Consider the following 26,629-nt stretch of genomic DNA (forward strand, 5'->3'; position numbering starts at 1 on the left):
ACAAAATTGTAAGATGGAAATTCACGGAAATGTAAGGTCAGATTGCTATAATGAAACTGCATTGGGGGACTGCGAAAGGAGTTGTCTGGGAGCGGAAAGGGAGAAAGGGAGCGGAAAAATGGCATTTTTGGAAGTAAAAAATCTAACCAGGATCTATGGAAAAAAAGAGAATGCATTGGTAGCATTGGACCACGTGAGTTTTGCCGTGGATAAGGGGGAGTTTATCGCGGTGACCGGTGCCAGCGGCTCTGGCAAATCTACTTTGCTGCATTTGCTTGGTACGATGGACGAGCCGCAGGAGGGAGAGGTGTTTTTTGAGGGAGAAGATATCTTAAAGCTAAAAGAGAAACAGAAAGCGGTATTTCGACGTAGACAGATTGGCTTTGTATTTCAGGAATATAACCTTGTGCCAATCCTCAATGTAGCGGAAAATATACAAATGCCGGTACGGTTGGATGGCAGACGTATGGATGAGGAGTATTTGCAGCGATTAATACATGTTCTTGGATTAGAAGGTCGTGAGAAACATTTGCCGCAGGAACTGTCCGGTGGACAAAAACAGCGCGTGGCGATCGGGCGTGCGCTTGCTGCACATCCCAGCCTTTTGTTTGCGGATGAACCGACCGGCAATTTGGATCATCAGAATGGTTTGGAAGTGATGAGTTTATTGAAACAGGCGATCCGTGAATTTTCCTTAACACTGCTTGTTGTAACACATGATCCGACGATTGCGGCAATGGCGGATCGTGTCATCACCTTGTCGGATGGCGTGATCTTATCGGACGTCAAAGTCAAACATGCCTTGTCCTCCGATGTGAAAGGACAGGGTGAGAGCGATGAATAAGTTCAGATATTATGCAATGTTGGCGATCCGCTATCGCTTGAAACATCCGCTTCAGACATTGTATTCGTTGATCGCGATCATGATCGCGGTGGTCTTATATTTTTGCAGCATTACTTTGGGGATGGAGCTGCTGGATTATCCATATTATGCGGCGATGAAAGAGCGAAAAGGCTGCGAACTTACTATTAATGAATTTGCAGTGGGACAGGATTCGATTACGGACAAGGATATGTGGACGCTGCAAAAGTTTCAGGAAATGGAGAAAAAGGCTGCGGCACTTCCTGAAGTAGAGCGGACGTATTTATATAAATTGCCGAGCACCGAGGCAGTGTCAGAGGAAGATGCTGTCGATGAAAGCGGCGATGCAGCAAATGATACAGAGGAAGATGTAGCCGCCGATGACAGCGATGCAGCAAATGATACAGAGGAAAATGTGTCTTCGGACAACAGCGTACCGGCAGACGAACAATATGAGCTGTATGTGAAAGTTAAAGATAATTCGAATCTCAATCAGTCAGCGAAATTCATTGAAAAAAAGTTGGGCTATCAGGTACAGGTCGATCCTGATATACAAGTGCATTTAGGTCAGGGCAGCGCTGATGATTCTCTGACGGTGGCAGCCGAAAAAGCAATTTTTGCGATGGTGGGAGCTGTATTTGCGCTATTTGCCATGCTTGTGATCCGCAATACCATGATGCTTCCTGTTTTTGAACGAATGAAGGAGTATGGAGCCTTTCGCTGCGCCGGGATGAGCAGTGGACAGTTATATTGTATGCTCAGTGTTGAGGGGATTTTGTTGACACTCATCAGTACCGTTTTTGGGACAGGTGTTGGCTTCGGTATTTTGAAACTGGGAGAGGGAATGCTCAACGCGCAGATGGATCTTAATGTCCCATTAGTGATCCATTTTCGTCTGAGCGCTGTACTTCTCAGTGGTTTATTATGTATCGGAGTGACAATGTTAGCATTGCTGGAGCCAGCAAGACAGGCCTCCAAACAGTCGGTGACTCGTGTATTGCAAGGGGGCAGCTATGGCATAACAAATACATCAAAAACACGCCAGGTGAAGCACAAAAACCATTGGTGCAGTCGCTTTATGGGACGTATTTTTGGTGCAGAATGGGAATATGCCATGCGCAGTATGTCTAGAAGCCCGGGAGGGCAGTTTTATCTTTTTGTTGGAGTGACTGTGAGTATGATGCTGTTTGCTATTGTATTTACAAGTATTGACAGTACCTATGCGACGTTTGAAAACAGCTTGCAGGGGTCGCATCAGGAATATTCGGAAGCACTGGTTTCGGAAGGAACGAGCACATTATCGGAGCTGAAAGATCGGAGCGAAGAGTTACGGAAGTTAAAAAGTGTGAAAAATGCAGGGGTATATTTACAGAGTGATTTTGCGTTGAGTAATCTCAATGTTATGGCACACTACAAAGATTTGGATACGAGCAGAACCTTTTTGTCTGTAGCCGGATATGATAAAAAGCATTTGGATCATTTGAAAAGACAATTAGTTGCGGGAAGTATTGATTACGATAAGCTGGTTCGCGAGCATGGAGTAGTATTGTGTGATTACGAATACAATATAAATACGAGTAATGGTGATGCGACGGCAACAGACAAACGATTGACAGACTATAAGGTTGGCGACAGCATAGAGGTGATCAGTAGAGAAGCAGACGCACAGGTGACCAAAGATATCAGAGCAGTCAAGCAGGCGATGGACAAAAAGCAGCAAGAACCGGATGAAAAAGCAGATCCTAAGATCATAAAAAAATACTGGGATAAGGTTACTGCTCTTGTCCGAAAAAAGGGATACGACATTTCGAAGTATCAGAAGACGCAGTTATGGTCTCAAACGTATTACAGTTATTTTTCTCTGCGAAGTCTTATGGAACAATGCAAAATCGATGCGGGCAGCGTAGAGCATTTTAAGATACAGGCAATCATAAAGGAAGATACATATAACTCATCTTGGATGACAAGCTACGTACCAAGTCATGTCGGCATTATGATGGCAGACCAATCATTGTTTCAATACTTTATTCCGAGTGCCTCTTATGAGAATATGACGGAATTAGATGGGAGAAGCTATGGAAGGCTTAGCCTCGGTGTAGGTGTAAACAGACATCTGCGCTTTCCGACGGATGAGATCAATGCATATGTCAAAAAATGCAATCAAAAATATACAGATGCAAATTATCATTGGGCGACACTGTATGAAACCGGATATGATGACATTACTTATTCCGATATATATGGAGAGATACAAAATACACTTGATCTCGTGCGGACATGCGGCTTGGCAGTGGGAGGATTTTTGCTGTTGATCTGCTTAATGCAGATCTATAATGTTACGATGGCAAACTTATCGACACGCAGGCAGGAAATCTATCTGTTCCGTGTGGCAGGGATGACCAGAGGACAGTTGCAGCGTATGATATTTTTGGAAAATGGGATCAGTTGTCTGGCAGGCATTTTGGCGGGTATCGCCTGTGGTTACATGGTAAGTCATTATGCCATCACGCAGATCATGGCACAGGATGGTGGTCTGGCATCAAGATCCGGTGGTGTACTTTATGTATGGCCAATTGGTAAGATCGTGCTGATAGCGGTTGTGATCTATGTATTTTGTATGCTTGCAGGACATGTCAAAAAGAAAATGATAAAAAATTAGCACTCACCCTTGACGAGTGCTAATAAAAGTGATATAACAATCATCAGAGGGACCAAAATAGTCAGATAGTGTACTACATAGTTCAGTATTAGCAGGCTATGTAGGCATATGGATTTGTTTGAGACAGAAAGGATTGGTGATTGTATGAATATCAGTAAATTTACACAAAAATCACAGGAAGTAGTACAAGGCTGTGAGAAAATCGCCATGGATCATGGTCACCAGGAAATCGGTCAGGAGCATATGCTATCCGCTATGATGACAGTAGATGATAGCTTGATCCGCAAACTGATCGAGAAAATGGGAATTGCACCGGAAGCATTTCAGGCGCAGATAGAAGGACTTTTACAAAAACGTCCAAAGGTTGTCGGCGGCGATCTTCGGATTGACAAATATTTAAATGAAGCATTGATTTATGCGGAAGATGAAGCAAAACGGATGGGAGATGAATATGTTTCCGTAGAGCATCTGTTTTTGAGTGTATTAGCGCATCCGAGCAAAGAGATCAAGCAGTTGTTTAAGCAGTGTCAGATCGATCGAGAGCGATTTTTGCAGGTGCTTTCTGAGGTGCGTGGTAATCAGAGGGTTACCAGTGACAATCCGGAAGCAACGTATGATACGTTGGAAAAATATGGTACAGATCTGGTAGAACGTGCCAAAGATGGCAAGCTGGACCCGGTGATCGGACGAGATGCGGAAATTCGTAATGTTGTGCGTATTCTTTCACGTAAGACGAAAAATAATCCGGTCTTGATCGGTGAACCCGGTGTTGGTAAGACTGCCGCTGTTGAGGGCTTGGCACAGCGTATTGTTCGCGGAGATGTGCCGGAAGGACTCAAAGACAAGAAGATCTTTGCGTTGGATATGGGTGCCTTGGTAGCGGGTGCGAAATACCGTGGCGAATTTGAGGAGCGTTTGAAAGCGGTTCTTGAAGAAGTGAAGAAGAGTGAAGGACAGATCATTCTGTTTATTGATGAGCTGCATACGATTGTCGGTGCCGGCAAGACCGATGGCGCTATGGATGCAGGCAATATGCTCAAACCAATGCTTGCCAGAGGTGAATTACATTGTATTGGTGCTACGACATTGGATGAGTATCGTATGTATATTGAAAAAGATCCGGCATTGGAACGTCGTTTCCAGCCGGTTATGGTCAATGAACCAACAGTGGAAGATACAATTTCAATACTGCGTGGTCTGAAAGAACGCTATGAAGTATTCCATGGTGTCAAGATTACGGATTCTTCGCTGGTGGCAGCCGCAACGTTGTCCAACCGATATATTTCGGATCGTTTCCTGCCTGATAAGGCGATCGACTTGATCGATGAGGCCTGTGCCATGATCAAGACAGAGTTAAATAGTATGCCGGCAGAACTTGATGAAGAGCGCAGACGTATTATGCAGATGGAAATTGAGGAGGCAGCACTTAAGAAAGAGACCGATCATTTGTCTGTGGAACGTTTGGAAGAACTGCAAAAAGAAATGGCAGAACTTCGTGATGATTTCAATGCCAAGAAAGCAAAGTGGGATAGCGAAAAGGCATCTGTCGATACGGTAAATAAGTTGAAAGAGCAGAGAGATGCGCTTCGTACAGAGATTGAAACGGCAAAGCGCAACTATGATCTGAACCGTGCTGCAGAGATCCAGTATGGACAATTGCCGGAGTTAGAGCGACAGCTTGAGGCAGCAGAAGAAAAGGCAAAAGCAGAAGATCGTACTTTGGTGCAGGAATGTGTTACCGAGGAAGAGATTGCCAAAATTATTTCTCGATGGACAGGAATTCCGATCGCCAAACTTACGGAAGGCGAACGAGAAAAAACACTGCATTTGGAGGATGAATTGCACAAACGTGTCATTGGACAGGAAGAGGGCGTCCGTTTGGTTGCAGAAGCAATCTTACGTTCTAAGGCAGGTATCAAAGATCCTACGAAACCAATTGGTTCTTTCTTGTTCTTAGGACCGACAGGTGTTGGTAAAACGGAACTTGCTAAGAGCTTGGCGGCATATTTGTTTGACGACGAGACGAATATGGTTCGTATCGACATGAGTGAATATATGGAGAAACATTCCGTGGCTCGTCTGATCGGAGCGCCTCCGGGATATGTTGGATATGAAGAAGGTGGACAGCTCACCGAAGCAGTACGCCGTAAACCGTATTCTGTAGTACTGTTTGATGAGATTGAAAAAGCACATCCGGATGTGTTTAATGTATTATTGCAAGTGTTGGACGATGGTCGGATTACCGATTCGCAGGGTCGTACCGTTGATTTCAAAAATACAATATTGATATTAACTTCTAACATTGGTTCCTCATATTTGTTGGAAGGCATTGATGAAAATGGAGAGATCAGCGAAGAAGCACGTAAAGCGGTACTGGATCAACTGCACGCTTCTTTCCGTCCGGAATTTTTGAATCGTTTGGATGAAACGATCCTCTTTAAGCCGCTTCGTCCGCAGGATATTACCGGTATTATTGATATCTTGCTTGCAGAGCTGAATGAACGTTTAGCAGAAAAAGAATTGCATGTATCTTTGACAGATGCTGCCAAAGCGTTTGTTACAGAGCAGGCATATGATCCATCCTTCGGTGCACGTCCGTTGAAACGGTACTTGCAGAAGAATGTAGAGACACTGTTAGCCAAAAAGATTCTTCGTGGCGATGTGCATATGGGCGAGGAGATCGTGCTGGATGTTAAGGATGACACATTGTATATACAGTAACTAAAACTTCCCATACCGGAAGTTATTGCCCGAATCACATATTGCTTATTATGTTGATGGTCTAATTATATTTTGCAGTCACTATATAGTGAGTCCTGCCATCAAGAAACTATAGCAATTGCTTTGCCGCAATTAGTTTTCACAGTGATTTCTAGATTTTGTTGTCTCTGATGATTGATTTACATGCCTTTCGGAAACTCGAAGTCCCGGAAGCAAGGTATTCATCATTTTTGAAAGGGACTTTGCGCTCGTCGTTACTTATGTCTCGTACTTCAGAGACATTAAGTAACGTAACGTAGCGCAACGTAGCGAAAGCGTCCCGTCCAAAAATTGATGATACCTTGCTAAACCGGGACATCTCAAACATTCCTCTAGGCATGTATTCATCAGAGACTTAACAAAATAAGAAATCACGTAAAAACTCTGCGTTCTGCTGCAATTGTCTTAGTTTGTTGATGGCAGGATAATTTACTTTACCGGTTGCAAAATAGACATAATTTTACTGACATAATAAGTAATATGTGGTTGTGTGAGATAATGAGGTATGGGAAGTTTGAAACAGTAAATAGTATGTATGATCTGTGCTTACGATGAAGCACGAAAGTACGCACAAATATGTGGCTTTTGAAAGAATCAAAAAGTATAAAAGGACTGTTCTATTCGCAATGTTATTTCGTGGATAGACAGTCCTTTTTTTCTTATTGACACCCTAATCCTTATAGGAAATCGCAGTTGTGCAGCGTGATTTTTTGTGGTTTTATTGACAAAATTTTGTGTATAGGGTATGCTGATTTCAAGTAATTTAAGGAACGGATTTATACAGTTAAGAACAAGGTTGTTTTTACGGATAAGAGTAAAAATAACAGCGTAAGATATTTATACGAAGGAGGGGGTTAGTGTGAAAAAAACAGGGGCAAAATTAACGAGAAAGGCAGCAGTATGTTTGTTGGCCGTACCAATGATCGTAGGGCTTTCCGGCTGCGCACAAAAATCTACTGACACGACATCAACGAAACAGGCAAAGGAAGCACAGGCAACGCCGACCAGTACACCGTTCCAGTATTATGCTTCCGTCGATGACGAGCCACGGACGATTTCGGGCAAATGTGGGGACAATGCAGAATGGTCGTACAATACAGGTACGAAAGTATTGACAATTAGTGGTTCCGGTGCTGTGGATCGCGCTGTGGATTCAGACACTTCCAAGCAAAAGATCGAGGGACTTGCAGAACCATATGAAGTCAAGGAAAGAATAACCTGTTCGGTAAAAGAGATTAAGATTGAAGAAGGAATTACTGCATTAGCGGTGAGTAATTTATTTGGAAATGTTTCCAAGGACGAAGATGCTGAGGAAATTAAGCTTTCTTTACCGGACTCTCTAGAAAGAATTAATGCAAATACATTTGCGCCAACGACAGATGCAGCTTATATCCGCACGATTCATCTGCCACGCAATGTACGATATATTGAAGGTGGTGCATTTTGGGGACTTGGTGCCACGGATACGTCAGATACGTTCAATGAAAATTTAACGATAACGGTAGACAGTAAGAATCCATATTATATGACAGAAAATAATGTACTTTTTACCAAGGATAAAAAAACACTTGTCTATTATCCGGTTGAAAAGACAGAACAGTCATATCGTATACCGAAGTCTGTAACCAAAGTGGAAGCACTCGCATTTTCGCGCAATCCATTCTTAAAGAAAGTCGTATTGCCAACAGGAATTACAGATATCGGTGCCGGAGCGTTTTATGGTGACAGTAAGCTTAGTGACATTAATTTAGCGCAGGCTGTGAACGTGAAAAAATTAAGTGACTTTGACGGAGTCAAAGCAAAGCTATCTTATTATGATGTTGGTGCGCCGGCTGATGCAGGAGAAGTCTCTGATGAAGGGGACGAAGATGTCATAAATGATGAAAAAGATCTCGTGAGCGAGCCGGATGGATCTGCAAAGTATTTGAAAGAAATTGCTCTGTTAGGTACGTTTGCCGGTACGAATCTAAAAGAGATTCAATTGCCGGATTCCTTAAAATATGCCGGTTACAGCACTTTTTATAAATGTCTTTGCTTAAAAAAGATTACGCTTGGAACCGGATTTGCGGGACAGATCAATCCTGTCAACTACTGTGATGAAAATGGATTTTTGCTGCCGGATAACAAGTCAACGGATTGCTTTGATATTCGAATTCCTGCGGGAAATAAAAATTATAAAGTCCGTGACAATGTGATTTACAGCGGAGATGGCAAGACGGTGTATGGTGTGAGCAAAGATTATAAAAAATCTACACTGACATTGGATAAAAATGTGAAAGTCATTACACGCAATGCTTTTAGAAATACCAAATTAAAGAAAGTAACGGCACTTGGTAATCTTACAACCATTGGAAGCGGCGTGTTTATGCATAACTGGCATTGTAAGAAATTTGAAGTCAAAGGAAACATTGACACGATCGATGCACAAGCTTTCTATAAGTGTCATAAATTAGAGAAATTTGTTTGTGGTGGAACTGTCAAAAAGATTGGCACACAGGCATTTCGTGGTGCGATCAAAAAGGATGGCATTGTCTTAGACGGTTCGTTCGATGACGTTGAAGTTGGCAAGGAGGCATTCTAGTCATAAATCCATCGAAGGCCCATTGCCAGATCATAAACAGTGCGCCGGCCATCAATAGAGAGAGATCCATAGGGGCAGCTATCAAAACTTGGATAGCTGCCCACTTTTGGTATCAGAGATCTTTTGCCAGAGCCAACATCTAATGCAGTGCCGATGTTGCTCATGCTCCGAGAATCTGCTATAATAGGAAAGTTGCATTAATACAGCGAAAGATTTTGCAGGGAATCTGTGCTGCAAAATAAAGCAGATTAGAAATGGAGATATAAATGACGTTTGAAGAAATGTGTTTGGATACAAGAATAATGCGTGCAATTGCGGAAATGGGTTTTGAGCAGCCAAGTCCGATTCAGGCGCAGTCGATACCGATTGCGGTAGAGGGAAAGGACATGATCGGACAAGCGCGTACCGGAACGGGTAAGACAGCATCGTTTGGAATACCGATGTTGCAGCGGATCAATCCGAAAGACAAAAGTCTGCAGGCAATCGTCTTGTGCCCGACGCGAGAACTTGCAATTCAGTCCGCCAATGAAATTCGCAAATTAGCAAAGTTTTTGCATGGGATCAAAGTGCTTCCGATATACGGAGGACAGGAGATCAGCAAACAGATCCGTTCCTTAAAAGGTGGTGTACAGATCGTGATTGGTACACCGGGACGAGTGATGGATCATTTGCGCCGTCATACACTAAAACCACAAACGGTAGATATTGTGGTTTTGGATGAAGCGGATGAAATGTTAAATATGGGATTTCGAGAGGATATAGAAACTATTTTGGGACAACTGCCAGAGGAGCGTCAAACGATGCTTTTTTCTGCAACAATGCCAAAGCCAATCTTGGAAATTGCAAAGCGTTATCTGCATGAACCTGAGATTGTGAAAGTGATTCAGAAAGAACTTACTGTCCCAAAAATCGAACAGTATTATTATGAAGTTAATCCGCGCAAAAAGAATGAAGTGCTATCCCGATTATTGGACATGTATGATCCGAGTTTGTCATTGGTTTTTTGCAATACGAAGCGAAAAGTGGATGAGTTAGTTGCAGACTTAAAGGGTAGAGGATATTTTGCAGAGGGACTGCATGGTGATATGAAACAGAGCCAGAGAGACCGCGTGATGAATGGCTTTCGCAATGGACGTACCGATATTTTGGTTGCCACAGACGTGGCGGCGCGTGGTATTGACGTTGATGATGTGGAAGCGGTTTTTAATTATGACGTTCCACAGGACGATGAGTACTATGTGCATCGTATCGGAAGAACGGGACGTGCCGGACGTGAAGGAAGAGCATTTACGCTGGTCGTTGGCAAGGAAATATACAAACTAAAAGATATTCAGAGATATTGCAAGACAAAGATCCGCAGACAGCCGATCCCTTCGGTGAATGATGTGGCTGCCATTAAAGTGGAGAAACTGTTGGAGCAGGCAGGAGAGTTGATCGCTACAGATGGTTTGGGCAGAATGATGGATCTGTTAGAGGAATATTTGGATGGCAGTGATTATTCGGCAACGGAAATGGCAGCAGCTTTGCTGGCAATGCAGTTAGGAGAGACAAGCACACAGACGCTTCCAAAAGAAGAGTTTGGAGATACCGGTGCAGAGCCGGGTATGGTGCGTATGTTTATGAATATCGGCAAAAAAGATCGTGTACGCATTGGTGACATTTTGGGTGCGGTTGCCGGGGAGAGCGGAATGGAAGGTGCTCTCGTAGGAACAATCGATATGTACGATAATTTTTCGTTTGTAGAGGTTCCGCAGGAATATGCGGCCGCTGTATTAGAAGCAATGAATCACAGTAAGATCAAGGGACGCAGGGTGAACATGGAACCGGCTAAAAATGTGAGGAACTGATCGAATCACCAATGGAATTGTGAGAAATATGTGTCATTGCCGATCTCTTTCCACAGCATTATTGGAAGAAACGGGAAAGTATTGATTTAAACCGGACAAGTTGTTAAAATAAAAAGCAAAATGAGACGATGGCGAGGGGGTGCATTCGATGAACGTGATACAGGGGAAAACGATAGCCGTTCGTGAGGTTGAAACCTATGGAGCGAATGCGAAACCGTTGTCACCGAGAGAGATTGAGACTTGTGGAGTGAATGCGAAGCCGTTGTCACCGAGAGAGATTGAGACTTGTGGAGTGAATGCGAAGCCACTGTCACCGAGAGAGATTGAGACTTGTGGAGCGAATGCGAAGCCACTGTCGCCAAAGAAGATAGACTTTTGCGAGATGAATGTGAAGTCACCTGCTAATGTGAGGGCGGTGGTATCGAATGCCAGAGAGCCGAGATTACAGCAGATTGTGCCAATAGAGCCTGAGGAAAAAGCTGTAAATCAAGCTGCAGCAGAGATGGCTGTCACGCTTTCGGAAGTGTCTGTGGCGAATCCGAGACAGGGGAAGTTGGATATGACATTGCAGGAGATGTTTGCAGAAAGGAGAGGTATATGACGGCGAATAATATTACGGATGGGAAAGTGCAGGCTTTGCCGATCAAACCGTTGAAGACGCATGCGGGTGAAGCTGGCCGCAGGAGTTCTATTACCAGTTTTGACGATATGCTGAAAGCACAGGGACGCACGAAGTCTACGAAGACGAGTGCGGTGAAACATCTGGACTATTCTGCGGACACGTCAAAGTTAGACCGCACGGGAAGTTCCAGAACAACCTCATCTGCGTCTGGGACGTCGACCGGTCAGAGTCAGAAAACGAATCGTACAGTGTCAACCGGAAGTACAAGCACTAAGAAAACGACATCAGCATCGTCTATGAAGACAACGCCTTATGACAGCTATTTTAAGAAAGCAGCCAAAAAATACAGAGTATCCGAAAGTTTGCTTAAGGCAATTGCCAAAGCAGAATCTAATTTCAATGAGAGGGATGTGTCTAGTTCGGGGGCAATGGGCGTTATGCAGTTGATGCCGGATACGGCGCGTGGACTTGGCGTAGAGGATCCCTTTGATCCGGAGCAAAATATTATGGGTGGAGCGAAGTGCATCGCCAGCAAGTTAAAGGAATATAACGGAGATGTAAAGTTAGCGCTGGCGGCGTATAATGCCGGAAGTGGAACGGTACGGCGTGTGGGCGGTATACCATCACAGTGTCGTTCTTACATAAAGAAAGTATTGAGTTATCAGAAAGCGTTTGAAACGGCGAAGAAGGTCTGAGCGAGCTGCTTCAACAAGGGGGAGCTCATAGAGGGCATGACGTTAAACAGACTGAATTTATAGGGTAAAGAAATTAGCCCTTTTGGTCGAATATATTTATAGGATGTGAGTGTCAAAGTTCATGTTTGGCACTCTTTTTTTACTTTATAGGATTCAGGTGCCAAAAAGGTTTGAATTTCTTTAATAAGGATTTCATGATCTTTCGGCACTGATAAAGAGAGGTAGCTAATGAATATAAATGATATCATGTTACAGGGAGATGCGGGATCCGGAACGACGGAGGCATCCTCTAAGTACTATAACGTCGGGAAAAATAATGCGGCAATTGCTGATGCGGGTTATTTGGGGATTCGTGGTAAAGCCGTTCAGACTGATTTTATGATGCCACAGCTACAGGGACTTCGTGAGTCCGGTTCGGAGAATTATACGGGTAGACAGGCAACGGAGATCGCAGCGGATCGTGTGCAAAATGATAATGCTGCCAGTCGCAATCTTAAGGTTGTGACCGGAGAGGATTGTGCCGCACTTGAGGATGAGGATAGTGCTTTGGAAGAATACCAAAAATCCAGTTTGGAGCGCGCCGTTAAGCGCATCCGTGAGGAGCGTGAGTGGAAAGCAGACCGGATGGAAGAAAATAAAGAACTTCGCGAGCAGTTGGCGAACGATTTGGAAAAAATGCAGCAGCAGGGATTTTTGGCGCAAAAGAGCGAGGCACAGATCCGTGACGCGCTGCAGGAAGCAAATCTGCCTGCAACCAAAGAATTTGTGGATAAGGTAGCGGGAACGCTGCAGATGAGTATGTCGATCAATGAAATGACAGATGCGGCGAAAGTTTACGTCATACAAAATGGAACCCAGCCGACGATAGAAGCGGTATATCAAGGAATGCATTCCGGTAGTACGGCAGTTGACAACGCATCGATCACTGAGAAAGATATGGCGGCGTATGCACCACAGATCGAACATCTCTTGCAGCAGATCGGACGAGGGGGAGCTTCGGATCAAGCGATGGCAAAGTGGCTGTTTGCGAATGAACTGCCGATCACGGCTGAGAATATACAGACATTAGAGATGTTAGATCAGATGCAGCAGAGTACCTGTTTGGAGATAACGCTGCAGCAGATCGTGCAGACGATGGCAATGGGATTGCCGGCAGAGCAGACAGTTCCGGGGGACAAAGGAATTTGGCTTGCCGGGGATTTGATACAGCAGGTAAAAGAGATCACGGCGCAGGATGTGGAACAGGTAACAACAGAAAAGGCAGATCCGGTGCTGCAGGATTATCTTGACGCACATCAGACAGAGCAAGGCGCTTCTGATCATGAAGTGGGACAGACCGCAGGAACATCATCTGGCCGTGAAGTAGGACAGAGCGCAGGAGTGCCCTCTGACCGCAAAACGGGACAGGGAGCAATGAATGTATCTGACCGTAAAGTTGGACAAGAAGCAGTAAATACATCTGACCGAAAAGTTGGACAGGAAACAACCGTAATGGCTGGCGAACTGTCGGGACAGGAGACGGCAGAAGTCATGCCTTTGCCGCAGGTTACAGCTTGGCGACAACTTGAGGAAATACGATTAAAAATGACAATCCCGGCGGTGATGTCTATGCGTGCGCAGGGGATATCTGTGGAGACAGAGAGCTTGGCTGAACTTGTGGATCGTTTGCGGGAAATAGAGATGAGTTATTATCGGACGGATCAGACGGGCGAGGCGGCAGTTACAGAAGACGCACAGATTCATGCGATGCAGGATGCCGTAACGGCAGTGCGTGAGATTGCCGAAGCTCCGGCAGAACTTTTGGGCAGTAGTCTGCGCCGGCATGAATTAATGACGGTGCGGGAACTGCATGGAGCTGCGATCAGTGCGACCAAGAGCGCATGGCAGTATCAACAGGATTATGAGGCGGTTGGTACACAGGTGCGCACGGATCTGGGAGATAGTATTAAGAAAGCGTTTGCGGGTATTCCGACTATGCTGCAGGAGATGGGGCTGGAGAGCACACCGGAGAATGAAAGAGCAGTACGCATTCTTGGTTATAACCGCATGGAAATCACAGAGGAGAGTATTGCGCAGATCAAAGATTGGGATGCAGAAGTGAATACTTTGATCGACCGGATGAAACCTGCCACGGTACTTGGAATGATTCGAGATGGTATTAATCCATTAGAACATACCGTAACGGAATTGAATGAAATGCTTGCCGATCGTGGAATGACTGCGGCGCAGGAAGAGGAAAGTTACAGTAAGTTTTTGTGGCGATTAGATAAGACGAACGGTATTACTGCGGAAGAAAGACAAAGTTATATTGGAATTTATCGTTTGTTGCATCAAGTGCAGAAAGAAGATCATGCGGCGGTTGGTGCGGTGGTTCAATCCGGTCAGCAGATGGATCTGTCTAATTTGCTGACGGCGGTTCGTTCCAGAAATGCACAGGGGATGGATCATACTGTGGATGACACTGAAAATATTATTCAGGCGGCAGCCGGCAATCAGACGATCACGGATCAGATCATGACAGCTTATTATGAGGAGCGTGCCGGGGAACTAAGAGATATGGCGAAACAGTCACAGAAAGCAGATGGATTTTTGGAGGAGGCAGGGCTGCCGGACACAGTTGGCAATATGCAGGCGGCGCTGAGATTACTGGATGGAGAGACCGCTTTAGATACAGTACTGGAACTTGCTAGAGAGTCACAGTCGGAGCAGGATGTGGTTGGACAGTTGGCATCGGAGACAGCCAATGCAGCGGTTTTGGAGAATGCCATGGATCATGTGGTTCCGCAGGGAGTGGCTGCAAGTGAGGCGTCATCCGAGAAAGAGACGTTTGCAGAGCGTAGACGTAATTTGACGGAACTAACGGATGGATTAAAGGATGTTATGGAAGCCATTGCAGATGGTGAGGAAGATGAGGCAGCACTTGCAGAATATTGTGCCGGAATAGATCATTTTTTGGAAAATATTCTTGAGAAAACAAAGCAGCGTGCCGATATTACATATAGTGAATTTCAAGAGATCAGAGCAACGCGTGGTTTGATGCGGTTACAGCAGGGACTTAGAAATAATCGCAGTTATGCAGTACCGATTCAAACGGCAGACGGTGTTACGCAGATGAATCTTACATTCCGTGAGGATGAAGAACAGGCGGGCAAGGTACAGGTAACCATTTGGCAGCCGTATCGCATTTCTATGGAGATGCAGATTTCCGGGGGCAGTCTTAAGGGACTGGTACTCTGTGATGACAGAGCCGGATACGAGAAATTGAAGCAGCAGGCAGGAGCCTTGCAGGAAACTTTGGAGCAGAATGTGTGTCCGGTGAAAACGATCTCTTATGGAATGGATTTTCGTGCGCAGAATGATTATTCTGCTGCATCGGAGAACGATCATGCAGTTGATACAAAAGCTCTGTATCAGACAGCAAAAGTGCTGGTACAGTATATTTCAGAGGTAGTAGCAACAGAGAATGGAGGATTACAATGAGAATTAACCACAATATTTCAGCGCAGCTTACAAATGTCAGCTTAAAAAAGGTTGACAATAAAGTTTCGGCCAGTTTGGAAAGATTAAGTACAGGCTATAAGATCAACAAAGCAGCAGATGATTCTGCAGGTATGGCGATTTCGAATAAGATGCGAACCCAGATCCGTGCGTTGGATCAGGCGTCCCGCAATTCTGCTGATGGAGATTCGATCATTCAGACGGCAGAGGGTGCGATGTCAGAGATTGAGAATATTTTGCAGAGAATCCGTGAATTGGGTGTACAGGCAGCCAATGGTACGCTTGCTTTGGAAGACCGTAAGGCCGTGCAGGATGAGGTTGATGAGCTGATGGACGAGGTTGATCGTATTGCAGACACAACCCAGTTTAATGGTAAGGGGCTGCTTGATGGTTCCGCATCACGTACCGTAATGACGAATACGTTATCCATTCATGCAATTTCGGCGTCTATGGATGTACCAAGAAATGATTATGAGATCACGATCGATGCTATGCCGGAAGCTGCAAAAGCACAGCTTGACTATACGATCCCATCTACGATCAGTATTAATGGGTATAGTTTAGAGATTACGGATGAGTACGATGATACCAGTGTTAGAAAGAAGATTATAGATATGTGTGACGCCATGAATATTGATGTTTCCGGTCCGGATGGATCACTGACACTGACGACACGTGCAACCGGTGCAAACCAGAAGATTTCAGTACGCTCTGCCGGTGCCAATGATGAGACGGTTATTTACGGCAAAGATGCAAAGATCACCTTGGGAACACAGTTTACCCCGGCCGATGGTTTTAGCTATAAAGCAAATGGTGCCGGTATTGTGATCATTGGAAATGATGGATTTGAAATGCAGATCGATGTTACGGATGCTAAAGCGGGTGATAGTGGTATTGTTCGCGTAGAAGATGCCGGCTATATGGTGCTTCAGATTGGTGCCAACGAGCATCAGACGTTGGAGATGGACTTTAAGGAAGTATCTTGCCAAAGCCTGTTCTTACGCAATAAAGAAGGTGTTAATCAGATTAACGCATGTACACAGGAAGGTGCTACGGAGCTTCTCAAAGTGTTGGATGATGCTATTGATAAGATTTCTGCAGCAAGATCCACGCTTGGTGCATATCAGAACCGTTTGGATGCAACAAGAGAGAGTTTGGATGTAAGTGAAGAGAATCTTACGGATGCAATGTCCAGAATTATGGACACAGATATGGCTTCTGAAATGACAGAATATACATCCAACAATGTATTATCACAGGCAGCAACATCAATGCTGTCACAAGCCAATAATCGTCCACAGCAGATTATGAGTTTGTTGCAGAGCTAATTAGGTATCGCAGAATTGCCAAGATTGGTGTGTGGACAGGATCAGGTAGATATGCCAAGATTGGTGCGTGGACAGGATTAGGTAGATATGCTGAGATTAATTGTAATGTGTCGATCAAGTATGGGCATGGAGGTTAAGCATGACGAAGGAACAGATTAAGGAGTATACCGCACGGGTTGCACAGGCAAACCGGACAGAATTAGTCGTTATTATATATGAACTTTTGCTGGATGAAATACAAGAGGGTAACAAACAATATCAGGCGGGAAATACGGATGCGGGGGAAAAACAGATCCGCAAAGCGCAGGGATATTTACAAGAACTTCTCGGAAGTCTGGACTTTCGCTATGAAATTGCGCTGCAATTACGACAGTTGTATCGTTATGTCAACGAACAGTTGATCGCAACTTTGGTACAACGCAGACCGATTCATTTAGATGCGGCGTGTGAAGTGATCCGTGGATTGATGGAGAGCTTTGAACAAGTTGCCAAAGAGGATCATTCAGGACCGGTTATGGAGCATTCACAGCAGCTTTATGCCGGATTAACCTATGGAAAAGGTACACTTAATGAAGTATCCCTCGGAGAGGGCAGTACCTATGGAGGGAAAATATGAAAAAGAAACGTGGAGCGGGGATTTTACTGCCAATCAGCAGCCTGCCGTCACCGTATGGAATTGGAACATTAGGAGCAGAGGCGTATGCCTTCGTTGATCAGTTGGCAGAGGCAAAGCAGAGCTATTGGCAAGTGCTTCCGGTAGGACCGACAAGCTTTGGTGATAGTCCCTACCAGTCATTTTCAGCATTTGCGGGAAACCCTTATTTTATTGATCTTGACACGTTGAAAGAGGATGGGCTTCTTCTTTCGGAGGAGATTGAGGAGCAGTATTGGGGAGACGATGCATCAGAGGTAGATTATGCAGCGTTATACGAGGCTCGTTTTGAGGTATTACATAAGGCATATGCGCGAAGTGATCATAAAATGCAGGAAGATTATCAGGCATTTTTGGCGAAGAGCAGCTATTGGCTGGAAGACTATAGTTTTTATATGGCACTTAAATTTCACTTTCATGGACAGGAGTGGTCGTTGTGGGAGGATGGTCTGAAATTCCGTCACAAAGAAACCCTCCGCAAATTTGAAGATCTGCTGGCAGAAGAAATTGATTTTTGGAAGTTTTGTCAGTATCAGTTTTTCATGCAATGGAGTCGGTTGAAACGGTATGCTAATAGCAAAGGCATCCGTATTATTGGAGATATTCCGTTATACGTTGCCATGGACAGTGCAGATGTATGGACACATTCAGATCTGTTTGAGCTGGATGAGCGTAAGAAACCGATTCACGTTGCAGGGGTACCGCCGGATTGTTTTTCGGAGGATGGACAGCGCTGGGGTAACCCATTATATCGTTGGAAACGAATGAAAAGAGATCATTATGCATGGTGGTATCAGCGAATGAAAGCCAATGCAGCCTTGTATGATGTGATTCGTATTGATCATTTTATTGGTATTGTTAATTACTGGTCAATACCTGCTTCTTGTCCTACTGCTGTAGAAGGTGAGTGGCGCAAGGGACCGGGCAGACATTTGACGAAAGTGATTCGTAAGGCAACGAAAGGTTCGGATATTATTGCAGAAGATCTTGGAATTGTCAGTGATAAGGTTCGTGCCTTGATCAATGAAACCGGTTGGCCGGGGATGAAGATTTTAGAGTTTGCGTTTGATGGAGATGCTTCTAATGAGTATCTGCCACATCAATATAAGAACACGAATTGTCTCGTATATGGTGGTACGCATGATAATCAGACATTGCTTGGTTATTATGGAAACAAATCGGACAAAGAATTAAAATTTATGATGAATTATCTGCATATTAAGCGGGTTTCACAGATTCCAAAGGCGATGTTGCGTGCAGCGTACGCAAGCATTGCGGATACTGTTATATTCCAGATGCAGGATATTTTGGAATTGGACGATACGGCAAGAATGAATGAACCGTCCACAGTAGGAACCAATTGGCGCTGGCGTATGCAGCCGGGAGCCTTTGATGGGAAAAAGATTAAGATGCTTCGCAAAATGTGCAAATTGTATGCTCGATAACCGACATCTATTGCATTGTAAACAGGGGTCAAGCTGCGTCTGGGGACTTTGATTATAATGGTGGAACAGTAGCAAACACATTATACTTTAGATGGATAGGGAGTGTCATTTGTATAAAAATGATACTCCCTATCTATTTTACTTCACAACGTGGTGTTATGCCACCAAGAATTGCTTTAGCAATTCTTGCAAAGCAAAGCGCTGGCGTTGCTTTTTTGTAGGGGGTACTCCATGAAATATATTTGGTGCAACATAAAGAACTTTTTTAAACATAAAAAACTCATATTTATTTTGACGGTTTTTTCTGTCATTTGTTCTTGTATTATGATTCATTTTTCGTATGGATTATATCAGAACTATCAGTTAAAGAAAGAATATGATCTGTCAGATGAGAGAGAAATTGCATTGAGTTTGCAAGGGGATTTTGATGAAGAATCCGATAAGGAATTAAATGATGATGAAAATTATTTCAAACCGGTTGATTCTGTAGACAATTATATAACAATGAATTTGTTAAAGAAATATGTGGCTGAATTTAATAATTCTTTTACAGATAAATTGAAATATATTGAAGCAACAGCGATCGTAGATCAATTACCGTTTCGTATGAACTTTTCGGTGAAGGATGGGACGATTATTAATAGTGATGAATATGAAAAAGAAATAGAGAATAACGCCATGCTGGAAAGTGGGAGGTATTTTACAGACAAAGAATATCGGAACGGGGAGAAAGTTGCTATTTGTTGGGATTATCTTCATTGGAATACGATGTCATCTCCTGTCAGTAGTCGGATGGCAGTCGATAAAAATACGCTGCATATTCAGGGGAAGGATTATAAAATTATTGCCTATGGCATTATTGATGTTGATAGACCTACTATACCGGTCACCTCTTTAGAGGATACAACCCTTTTTCACCAGAGATTAGTATTCCATTTTAAGAAACCAATTCGACAGGAACAGTACAATCTTGTAGTAGAAAAAACAAATAAAATTTTGGGAGACAGGGCAGTAGTTGAGCCGGCAAATCTTCCGGATGATGATGCAGTGTATCTTTATAATACGATTATTATGGTGACGATTTTTATTACCATTGTCTCGGCAATAAATTTTGCGATTTTGTATCGTTATATTCTTTCCAGCAGAAAACAGTCACTTATGGTTTACCGGATTTGCGGAATGAGTTTTGCGAGAGTAGTATTATTGTATTTGGGAGAATGTGTGGTTTTGACGGTACCAGCTTATGTTATCGGTGTTTTGTTGTTTGAGCATGTAATTTTGAAAAAAGTATCAAAATATTATGACTATATGAGTAATAGCTATAGCAGTTATGTTTATATGGTTTTATTTGCTATTTATTTTATACTGTCTTTGTTAATATTACTTTTTATGATCATATATGCATTAAAAACAGACAAAGAGTTAGATGTGAAAGGAGGGACCCGATGAAATTGAAATATGCAATGTTTGAACAGAAAAAAAATAAACTTATGACGGTGCTGATTTTTTTCCAAATAGTAATTGTGTTCATCATGCTCGTCAGCATTATCTCTGCAATTACATCGAGGTATGAAAAATATAAGCCGTTGGAATGCTTCTTTCAGGGCGATGGTTTGAATATGCATATAAATGATCTGCTAGGCAGAAACGGGCAGCGGTATCTTCCGTTTACAGAATCTTCTGATGTAGAAAAAAGCTTAAAAAAAGCACATATGGTAAGCTCCTATGATGTACAGATGACATTTGACATTGACAATAAAAAGGAAGAATTGGGAACATGGTCTCCGGTTATTGGTTATGATGATGAGTTGATCGCAGCATATACTCCTGAGATAGAATCAGGACGCTGGCTTAGAACAGAGGATGCAGATACGGATGTGATCGAGATCGTGTTGGCGCAAAAAGATGACACTCATAAAGTGGGAGAGGTTATAACTTTGACAACTTCTGATGTGGTAAAAGATTCGAGAGAATACAAGTTATCACAACCGGTTCAGGCTAAGATAGTGGGAATTCTTGCAGATGGAGCCAGTCCGATTATGCGTACGATGCATTATGGAGAATATTCTGATTTCAGAGATTATTATTATCCGTTTAACAGGGATGAAGAGGAAAGGGCAATTGTCTTTGTATCCAAGAGAGACATTGAACATAATAATAAGATCCATGCGAAAACGGAACAAGAAAATTTAATAGAGGGTGAAACCTGTATATGGCCATATATCATTTCAGGCCCATGTTTTATACAATATGAGAAAGGAATTACACAGAAGGAAAAAGATTATAATTCAAAATATCTTGCAGTGAATGGAAGATATGAATTTCGTCATACATCCGCAGAAATGCGGGAAAACAGTATGGAATATATTATGAATCAGATGAATATGTTAATTCCTATTTTGATTGCGATGATCATTCTTACGTTGATGTCTATCATTAGCAGTACCGTTATTATGATACGACAAAACATGCACAATTATTCCATTTATTATATGATGGGTTTCACTTGGAAAAGATGCGTGTTGATTCATGTGGAAAGCGTGATTATGATGCAAATGGGGATATTTTTATTTACCATGTTATGTATTGCTATTTGCGAGAAAATTGGTGCGTTAGATCGAATGGTCTTTTCTTTAGGAAAATGGCAGTTGTTGGGGTGTTTCGCTATGATGGTGCTTTTTGTTGTATTTAGTATTTTGCTGTCTTTTCTGTTAATTGGGAAGAAATCGGCAGAGGACATTTTAAGGGAGGTAGAATAAAATGGTTCAACTTGATAATATTGTAAAGACCTATAACAAAGGAAAGAGTAACGCTTTTGAGGCACTCCACGGAATATCGCTGACGATAGAGGATGGAGAAATGGTTGCCATTATTGGAACCTCAGGAGCTGGAAAATCCACCTTATTACATATACTTGCTTGTATTGATGGATACGATTCGGGAGAGTATCGTATTGATGACATGACAATTGGCAAAATTTCTGAAAGAAAGATGGCGGCAATTCGTAATGAGAAGATTGGCATGGTAATGCAGGACTTTGCGTTAATAGAAGAATTTACGGCATTGGATAATGTCATGATTCCGTTGGATTTTGCAGCAAGAGGTAAGAAAAAACGGAAAAAAGACAGGAAAGAAATCGCGCGCAAAATGCTTGAAATGGTGCAGATGCAAGATTTTGTCGATAAGCCTGTGAGTAATCTTTCCGGGGGTCAGAAGCAGCGCGTTGCAATTGCTAGAGCGATTGCAAATGAACCTGCGTTGATCTTGGCAGATGAGCCAACAGGAGCGCTGGATACGGAGACAACAAAAGAAATTATGAAAGTATTTATTGATCTGAACAAACAGGGAAAAACAATTGTTATTGTTACCCATGATTTGGCTGTAGCGGAGCAATGCGGCAGAGTGATAAAGATCGAAGATGGGAAGATGATAGAGTGAGAGCTACTTTGCATCATGCCTCCGTCATGGTTGTTAATGGTGTGAGATGTCGTTATACAAGGGATAGTGAAAATATACGATACTGTGCTGATTTAGTTGTGCAAATTATACAAAAAATGATTAAAATTTTTTTGATGTTGTACTTTGTGCGGAAAAATGATAACATTGTATATATGATACTCGCTTGATTAAAGAGCGGTCATATGGAATCGGATGCATTTGAATTATTGAGTTTTGGAACATCTTGGGTTAGTTGACATAATTTGGGAACAAATGGAGATTCTGTTATGGTAATTATGTCAAATAAAGGTTTTTGTGATTATGATTATGAGAAAGGAAAAATAAATGGAAAGATATCATAATATCGTTCGACATGCATATCATACTGTACCATTTTATCAAGAGTTATTTGACGAATGTTCAGAACTTGACGATATTGATTTGACAAGGCTTCCTGTTGTTGATAAAAGACAAATGGTTACATCGGGCAGGATGATGTTATCATCTAAGTATATTCCACAATATATGGCAAAGACGTTGAAATGGTATAGAACGAGTGGCAGTACGGGCATTTCGTATGAGGTGTATTGGGATGAAAATGATGAAAAAAATTCGCTGAAAGGTTTGTGGTTATTACGTTGGAAGTATTATGGTATTACGCCTAAACACAGACTAGTTTATTTTTTTCCCTCTATAGGGGGTTGTGACAAATATAGGAAGAGAGAAAATTCTTTAGCGGTATCTCGAGGACTTTTGTGTCAGGAAGATTTAATGGAGGTATTTACTCTGATAAAAGAATACAAACCCCAGTGGATGATATTGCAACCGAGTGTTGCTGTATTGCTTTGTGATTTAGTTAAGCAGTATGGTGCGTTAGATGATATACAATATATAGAGTTTACTGGGGAATATTTGGATTCAACCGTTAGAAAGATGGTTGAGGAAACATTTCATTGCAAGACTGCAAATCAATATGGTACAAAGGAGGTTAATTCTATTGCATATGAATGCCCAAAAGGGCATATGCACATTATGTCGGATAATGTTTATTTAGAACAAGTAGGAGAAAATCTGTGTGTTACATCATTGTGTAATCATGCTATGCCGTTTGTTCGATATTGCTTAGAAGACAGAGGAAAGATTATACAAAATGTGCGGTGTGAATGTGGGCGTTGTGGGGATGTTCTTCAATTATATTCTGGCAGAAGTAATGATTTTATCAAGAGGGCAGATGGTAGAATATATCATGCCTATAAGCTGATGCAGATTGTACAAACTCTTAATTATGAAATGGGAGGAAGTATTTTGCAATATCAAATTATTCAGCAAGATTTTGATGATTTTTTGTTTAGGATTGTGTTGGAAAACGACATCACAGTTAATGAACAGGATTGGCTAACAAGACGTTTGCAGGAAGACACAAGAGGTGCTCTAGGCGACAAATGTAATGTTGTAGTTTTATTAGAAGAGAAACTGTTTGCAGAAAATGATGTGATTAAAAGTAAGGTATTTCTTTCGAATATATAACATAAAATGACGTCACGGATGTGAAATGTAAAAATATACATTTTACAGGAACTATCAGATGAAAGAAAAGACGATGTTTTAACGGCATAGCATTCAAAAAAATAATAAGGAAGAGAGCAAAATGGGACATTGCATACATATTGATGAAATTGTATGGGAAAAAACGTTGTGGAGGAAATTTTGCAAGTATGCAGGAAGACGAGATAAGAGATTGGTATTCCCCGAAGAGCCTGTAGTAGTGGTTCAGGATACTGACACAATGCTTTCTGATTTCGAAGCAAATGTGATTGTAAAGAAAGCTTTATCGGATTTTTTAGATAAAAAGAAGCCGTTGAAGAGATATTATTCAGATGATGACCAAAAGTGTAAACTTACAATCAATACACAAGTTTATGCGGACACATATTTGTTTTTAAGCTTGCGTTTAGCAATATTGCAAACCGATGAGCAGGCAACATCAGAGATAGACAAACATTTGCTAAACATTGTGCTGAATTATAATCAAAATTATTGGCATTATTATGATTTTGAAGAACGATTGGCAGATATGCTACTTACAGAGGGAATAAAATATAAAGACATTCCCGTTAATGAGATTTGTGGGTTTATAATACAAGGTCTTCGTAGTGGTAAGTATGTATCGGTTCATTTGGATGAGTATTACATGGATCGAAAAGAGTCTCAGGGGGAGATTCATCTCGTACGGGAGAATTTGATTTATGGGTATAATAATGAAAAGCGTGAGTTTTACGCTTTTGGCTTTGGTCAACGAGAAAAAACGGAGACATTTATTGTTACTTATGACGAAATGATTCCAGCTTTTGAAAAAGGAAGGTTGTTTTTCTTTCATGGAGCGGGATATTTATCGATGGACGGGTGTTATCCGTTAAATTATATTCAATTGGCAACGCCAAAATCATTTGTTTTGACGGGGGAATATTTACGGGAAAGGATATCCGATTTTTTGAATCCCAAGGAAGGAACAGTTACCCCTGATGATATGCAAGTGTATGGTGCGGAAGTGTATGACATGATTTTAGAGGAACTGAAAGGAGAGACAACTAGAGAAACCATTGATTATCGTACCTTTCATCTTTTGTGGGAACATAAAAAGAATGTGTATCGTTGTCTAAAGGAAGTTCAGCAACGGGAAGGAATTATCAGTGAAGAACTAGTTGCAAAATATCAAAAGGTTGTGAATGGTTTTCAGGGATTAAGAATTGTGTATATGAAAGAAGCGGGAATTACAGAACGTTTGATTCGCACAAAAAAAGTACATAAAATATGCGGTCTTAACGAGCGCATTTTAGAAATTTTTCAGAGGGAGGTGGAAAGAGAAAAAGCAGTGTTACAGGAAATAGTAATAGAATTACGGTGAAGATAGGAGGGATTTTGTAGGACGAAAGTGATTTTTAGCAAATAAAAACAACATTAGAAAATATTGATTACAGAGTACATATTAAGAAAAATAAGAATGAATTTAAAATATGATATGTATCTCAGTGGAGGTAAATTATGAAAAAAAAGGCTATTATGTTATGTTTAAGCACTTTGTTGTGCGTGAATCAGTTTAGTACAGCATTTGGGGTTTGCGCAGCGCAAATAGATGTTGTACCAAAAGTGACAGTCAGAAATGCGGAGGAGATATATCCTATTGATCCTAATGATAAGGAGTGGGCAAAATTAGAGACGGAAGAGGAGAAATTTGATAAGACACAGATTAATAATATCGTGATTGATCAATTGACATCTGAGGTATTGCTTGAAGTAATTATAAAGAATCCGATGATATCGGCGATTGAAGAGCAAGAAACTAGAAAAGATGGAGTAGAAACGTTTGTGCAAAAAACGAATGTAGGGAAAAAATTTCTAGAGAGAGAAGATGCCATTGATGCTGTTATCAAAGAATATCTTTCTTTAGAAATTCCTGCGGATACATTAAATGATTATTCTGACATGGATGGACTGACAGGGAAAGCGTTGGACGATGCGGTGACAAAACTGTTAAAAGATAAGGAATTTTCAGAAAATGTTGACAAGGATCTGGAATCATTTCATAAAGTACATTTTTTGGAGGGATTCCTTTTACAGGATAACATATATGAACAATTGACGGTTGCCAACAAAAGAGAATTGTATGCGAAATCGCTTGAATTACAAGAACAGGAATATGAGAGTGATGTATTTAGTTATACGGCGGAAAAGGAATTGTATAGAGCGTTGGCACAAGATCAGGATATGAAACCGTACATTATGCTGCGTTCAGGGGTAAATGATCCACATAAAACAGAATATGTAGATACGCCAAAGGGTAGTAAAGTGGAAGTGTTAAGATATACAAATAATGCGCCAAATAGTGATGCAACGGTTGCAGCATTCAAGAAAAAAGATGGCTATACTGTTTATGCGAGAGGGTATACGCATACAAATTGTCATGCATATACTTGGGCTGGTACAACTAGTGTATGGTTGGCAAAACCCGGTAAGTATTTATCGGATGGAAGTTATAAGAAAGTAGGTTCTCGGATCCGACCAACAAGTCCATATCAAAAAATAAATAGTGCAGGACATTCTGCAATATTTATTAGGCGTGCGGGAGAAAGGGATTGCATTGTTCGAACAACGTTAATGGGAAAACCGATATACGAAACGACTTTGTCCAGAGATTTTCCAAGTGATTATGACGTTTATGATAGGGTGTGCTAATATGTTGAG

At 42.0% G+C, this 26,629-nt stretch carries 17 protein-coding genes; all 17 read left to right on the forward strand.

Annotation, left to right across the window (positions count from 1 at the left end):
- Positions 1–118: 118 nt before the first annotated feature.
- The 17 genes from DXB73_RS07385 to DXB73_RS07470 all read left to right on the forward strand — a co-directional run bounded on the left by DXB73_RS07385 (position 119) and on the right by DXB73_RS07470 (position 26,620).
- On the forward strand, positions 119–844 hold the full coding sequence (locus tag DXB73_RS07385; protein ID WP_118690644.1) for an ABC transporter ATP-binding protein: 726 nt from the start codon (positions 119–121) through the stop codon (positions 842–844).
- Positions 837–3,521, forward strand: a complete 2,685-nt coding sequence (locus tag DXB73_RS07390) for an ABC transporter permease (protein ID WP_118690645.1) — start codon at positions 837–839, stop codon at positions 3,519–3,521. The genes DXB73_RS07385 and DXB73_RS07390 overlap by 8 nt, the downstream gene beginning before the upstream one ends.
- 144 nt (positions 3,522–3,665) lie before the next feature.
- Positions 3,666–6,242, forward strand: coding sequence for an ATP-dependent chaperone ClpB (gene clpB / locus DXB73_RS07395; RefSeq protein ID WP_118690692.1), 2,577 nt, complete (start codon positions 3,666–3,668; stop codon positions 6,240–6,242).
- A gap of 898 nt (positions 6,243–7,140) precedes the next feature.
- The gene (locus DXB73_RS07405; protein WP_118690647.1) at positions 7,141–8,862 is read left to right on the forward strand and encodes a leucine-rich repeat domain-containing protein; all 1,722 of its coding nucleotides are present in this window, start codon (positions 7,141–7,143) and stop codon (positions 8,860–8,862) included.
- Positions 8,863–9,128: 266 nt separating this feature from the next.
- A complete protein-coding gene (locus DXB73_RS07410) occupies positions 9,129–10,709 on the forward strand; it encodes a DEAD/DEAH box helicase (RefSeq protein WP_182448231.1) in 1,581 nt (526 codons plus the stop codon).
- Between the two features lie 148 nt (positions 10,710–10,857).
- On the forward strand, positions 10,858–11,310 hold the full coding sequence (locus DXB73_RS07415) for a hypothetical protein (protein WP_118690648.1): 453 nt from the start codon (positions 10,858–10,860) through the stop codon (positions 11,308–11,310).
- The gene (locus DXB73_RS14850) at positions 11,307–12,026 is read left to right on the forward strand and encodes a lytic transglycosylase domain-containing protein (RefSeq protein ID WP_118507142.1); all 720 of its coding nucleotides are present in this window, start codon (positions 11,307–11,309) and stop codon (positions 12,024–12,026) included. The genes DXB73_RS07415 and DXB73_RS14850 overlap by 4 nt, the downstream gene beginning before the upstream one ends.
- A 228-nt stretch (positions 12,027–12,254) precedes the next feature.
- On the forward strand, positions 12,255–15,506 hold the full coding sequence (locus DXB73_RS07425; protein ID WP_118690649.1) for a DUF6240 domain-containing protein: 3,252 nt from the start codon (positions 12,255–12,257) through the stop codon (positions 15,504–15,506).
- Positions 15,503–16,852, forward strand: coding sequence for a flagellin (locus DXB73_RS07430; RefSeq protein WP_118507146.1), 1,350 nt, complete (start codon positions 15,503–15,505; stop codon positions 16,850–16,852). Before DXB73_RS07425 ends, DXB73_RS07430 begins: the two co-directional genes overlap by 4 nt.
- A 139-nt stretch (positions 16,853–16,991) precedes the next feature.
- The gene (locus DXB73_RS07435; protein WP_022025666.1) at positions 16,992–17,468 is read left to right on the forward strand and encodes a flagellar protein FliS; all 477 of its coding nucleotides are present in this window, start codon (positions 16,992–16,994) and stop codon (positions 17,466–17,468) included.
- Entirely contained in the window at positions 17,465–18,949 is a 1,485-nt protein-coding gene (malQ, locus tag DXB73_RS07440; protein ID WP_118690650.1) for a 4-alpha-glucanotransferase, read from the forward strand. The genes DXB73_RS07435 and malQ overlap by 4 nt, the downstream gene beginning before the upstream one ends.
- 231 nt (positions 18,950–19,180) lie before the next feature.
- Positions 19,181–20,398, forward strand: coding sequence for an ABC transporter permease (locus tag DXB73_RS07445; RefSeq protein ID WP_118690651.1), 1,218 nt, complete (start codon positions 19,181–19,183; stop codon positions 20,396–20,398).
- Entirely contained in the window at positions 20,395–21,708 is a 1,314-nt protein-coding gene (locus tag DXB73_RS07450; RefSeq protein WP_118690652.1) for a hypothetical protein, read from the forward strand. The genes DXB73_RS07445 and DXB73_RS07450 overlap by 4 nt, the downstream gene beginning before the upstream one ends.
- 1 nt (position 21,709) lies before the next feature.
- Positions 21,710–22,387: an ABC transporter ATP-binding protein gene (locus DXB73_RS07455; protein WP_022026156.1), complete on the forward strand. Its 678-nt coding sequence runs from the start codon at positions 21,710–21,712 to the stop codon at positions 22,385–22,387.
- 345 nt (positions 22,388–22,732) lie between these two features.
- Complete coding sequence (locus DXB73_RS07460; protein WP_118690653.1) at positions 22,733–23,914, forward strand: phenylacetate--CoA ligase family protein; 1,182 nt, start codon at positions 22,733–22,735, stop codon at positions 23,912–23,914.
- A 121-nt stretch (positions 23,915–24,035) separates the two neighbouring features.
- Positions 24,036–25,292: a hypothetical protein gene (locus DXB73_RS07465; RefSeq protein ID WP_118690654.1), complete on the forward strand. Its 1,257-nt coding sequence runs from the start codon at positions 24,036–24,038 to the stop codon at positions 25,290–25,292.
- Between the two features lie 137 nt (positions 25,293–25,429).
- Entirely contained in the window at positions 25,430–26,620 is a 1,191-nt protein-coding gene (locus DXB73_RS07470; RefSeq protein ID WP_118690655.1) for a hypothetical protein, read from the forward strand.
- Positions 26,621–26,629 lie beyond the last annotated feature (9 nt).

Origin of the sequence: Clostridium sp. OM05-6BH (genome assembly GCF_003481635.1) — a bacterium.
Classification (GTDB): domain Bacteria; phylum Bacillota; class Clostridia; order Lachnospirales; family Lachnospiraceae; genus Butyribacter.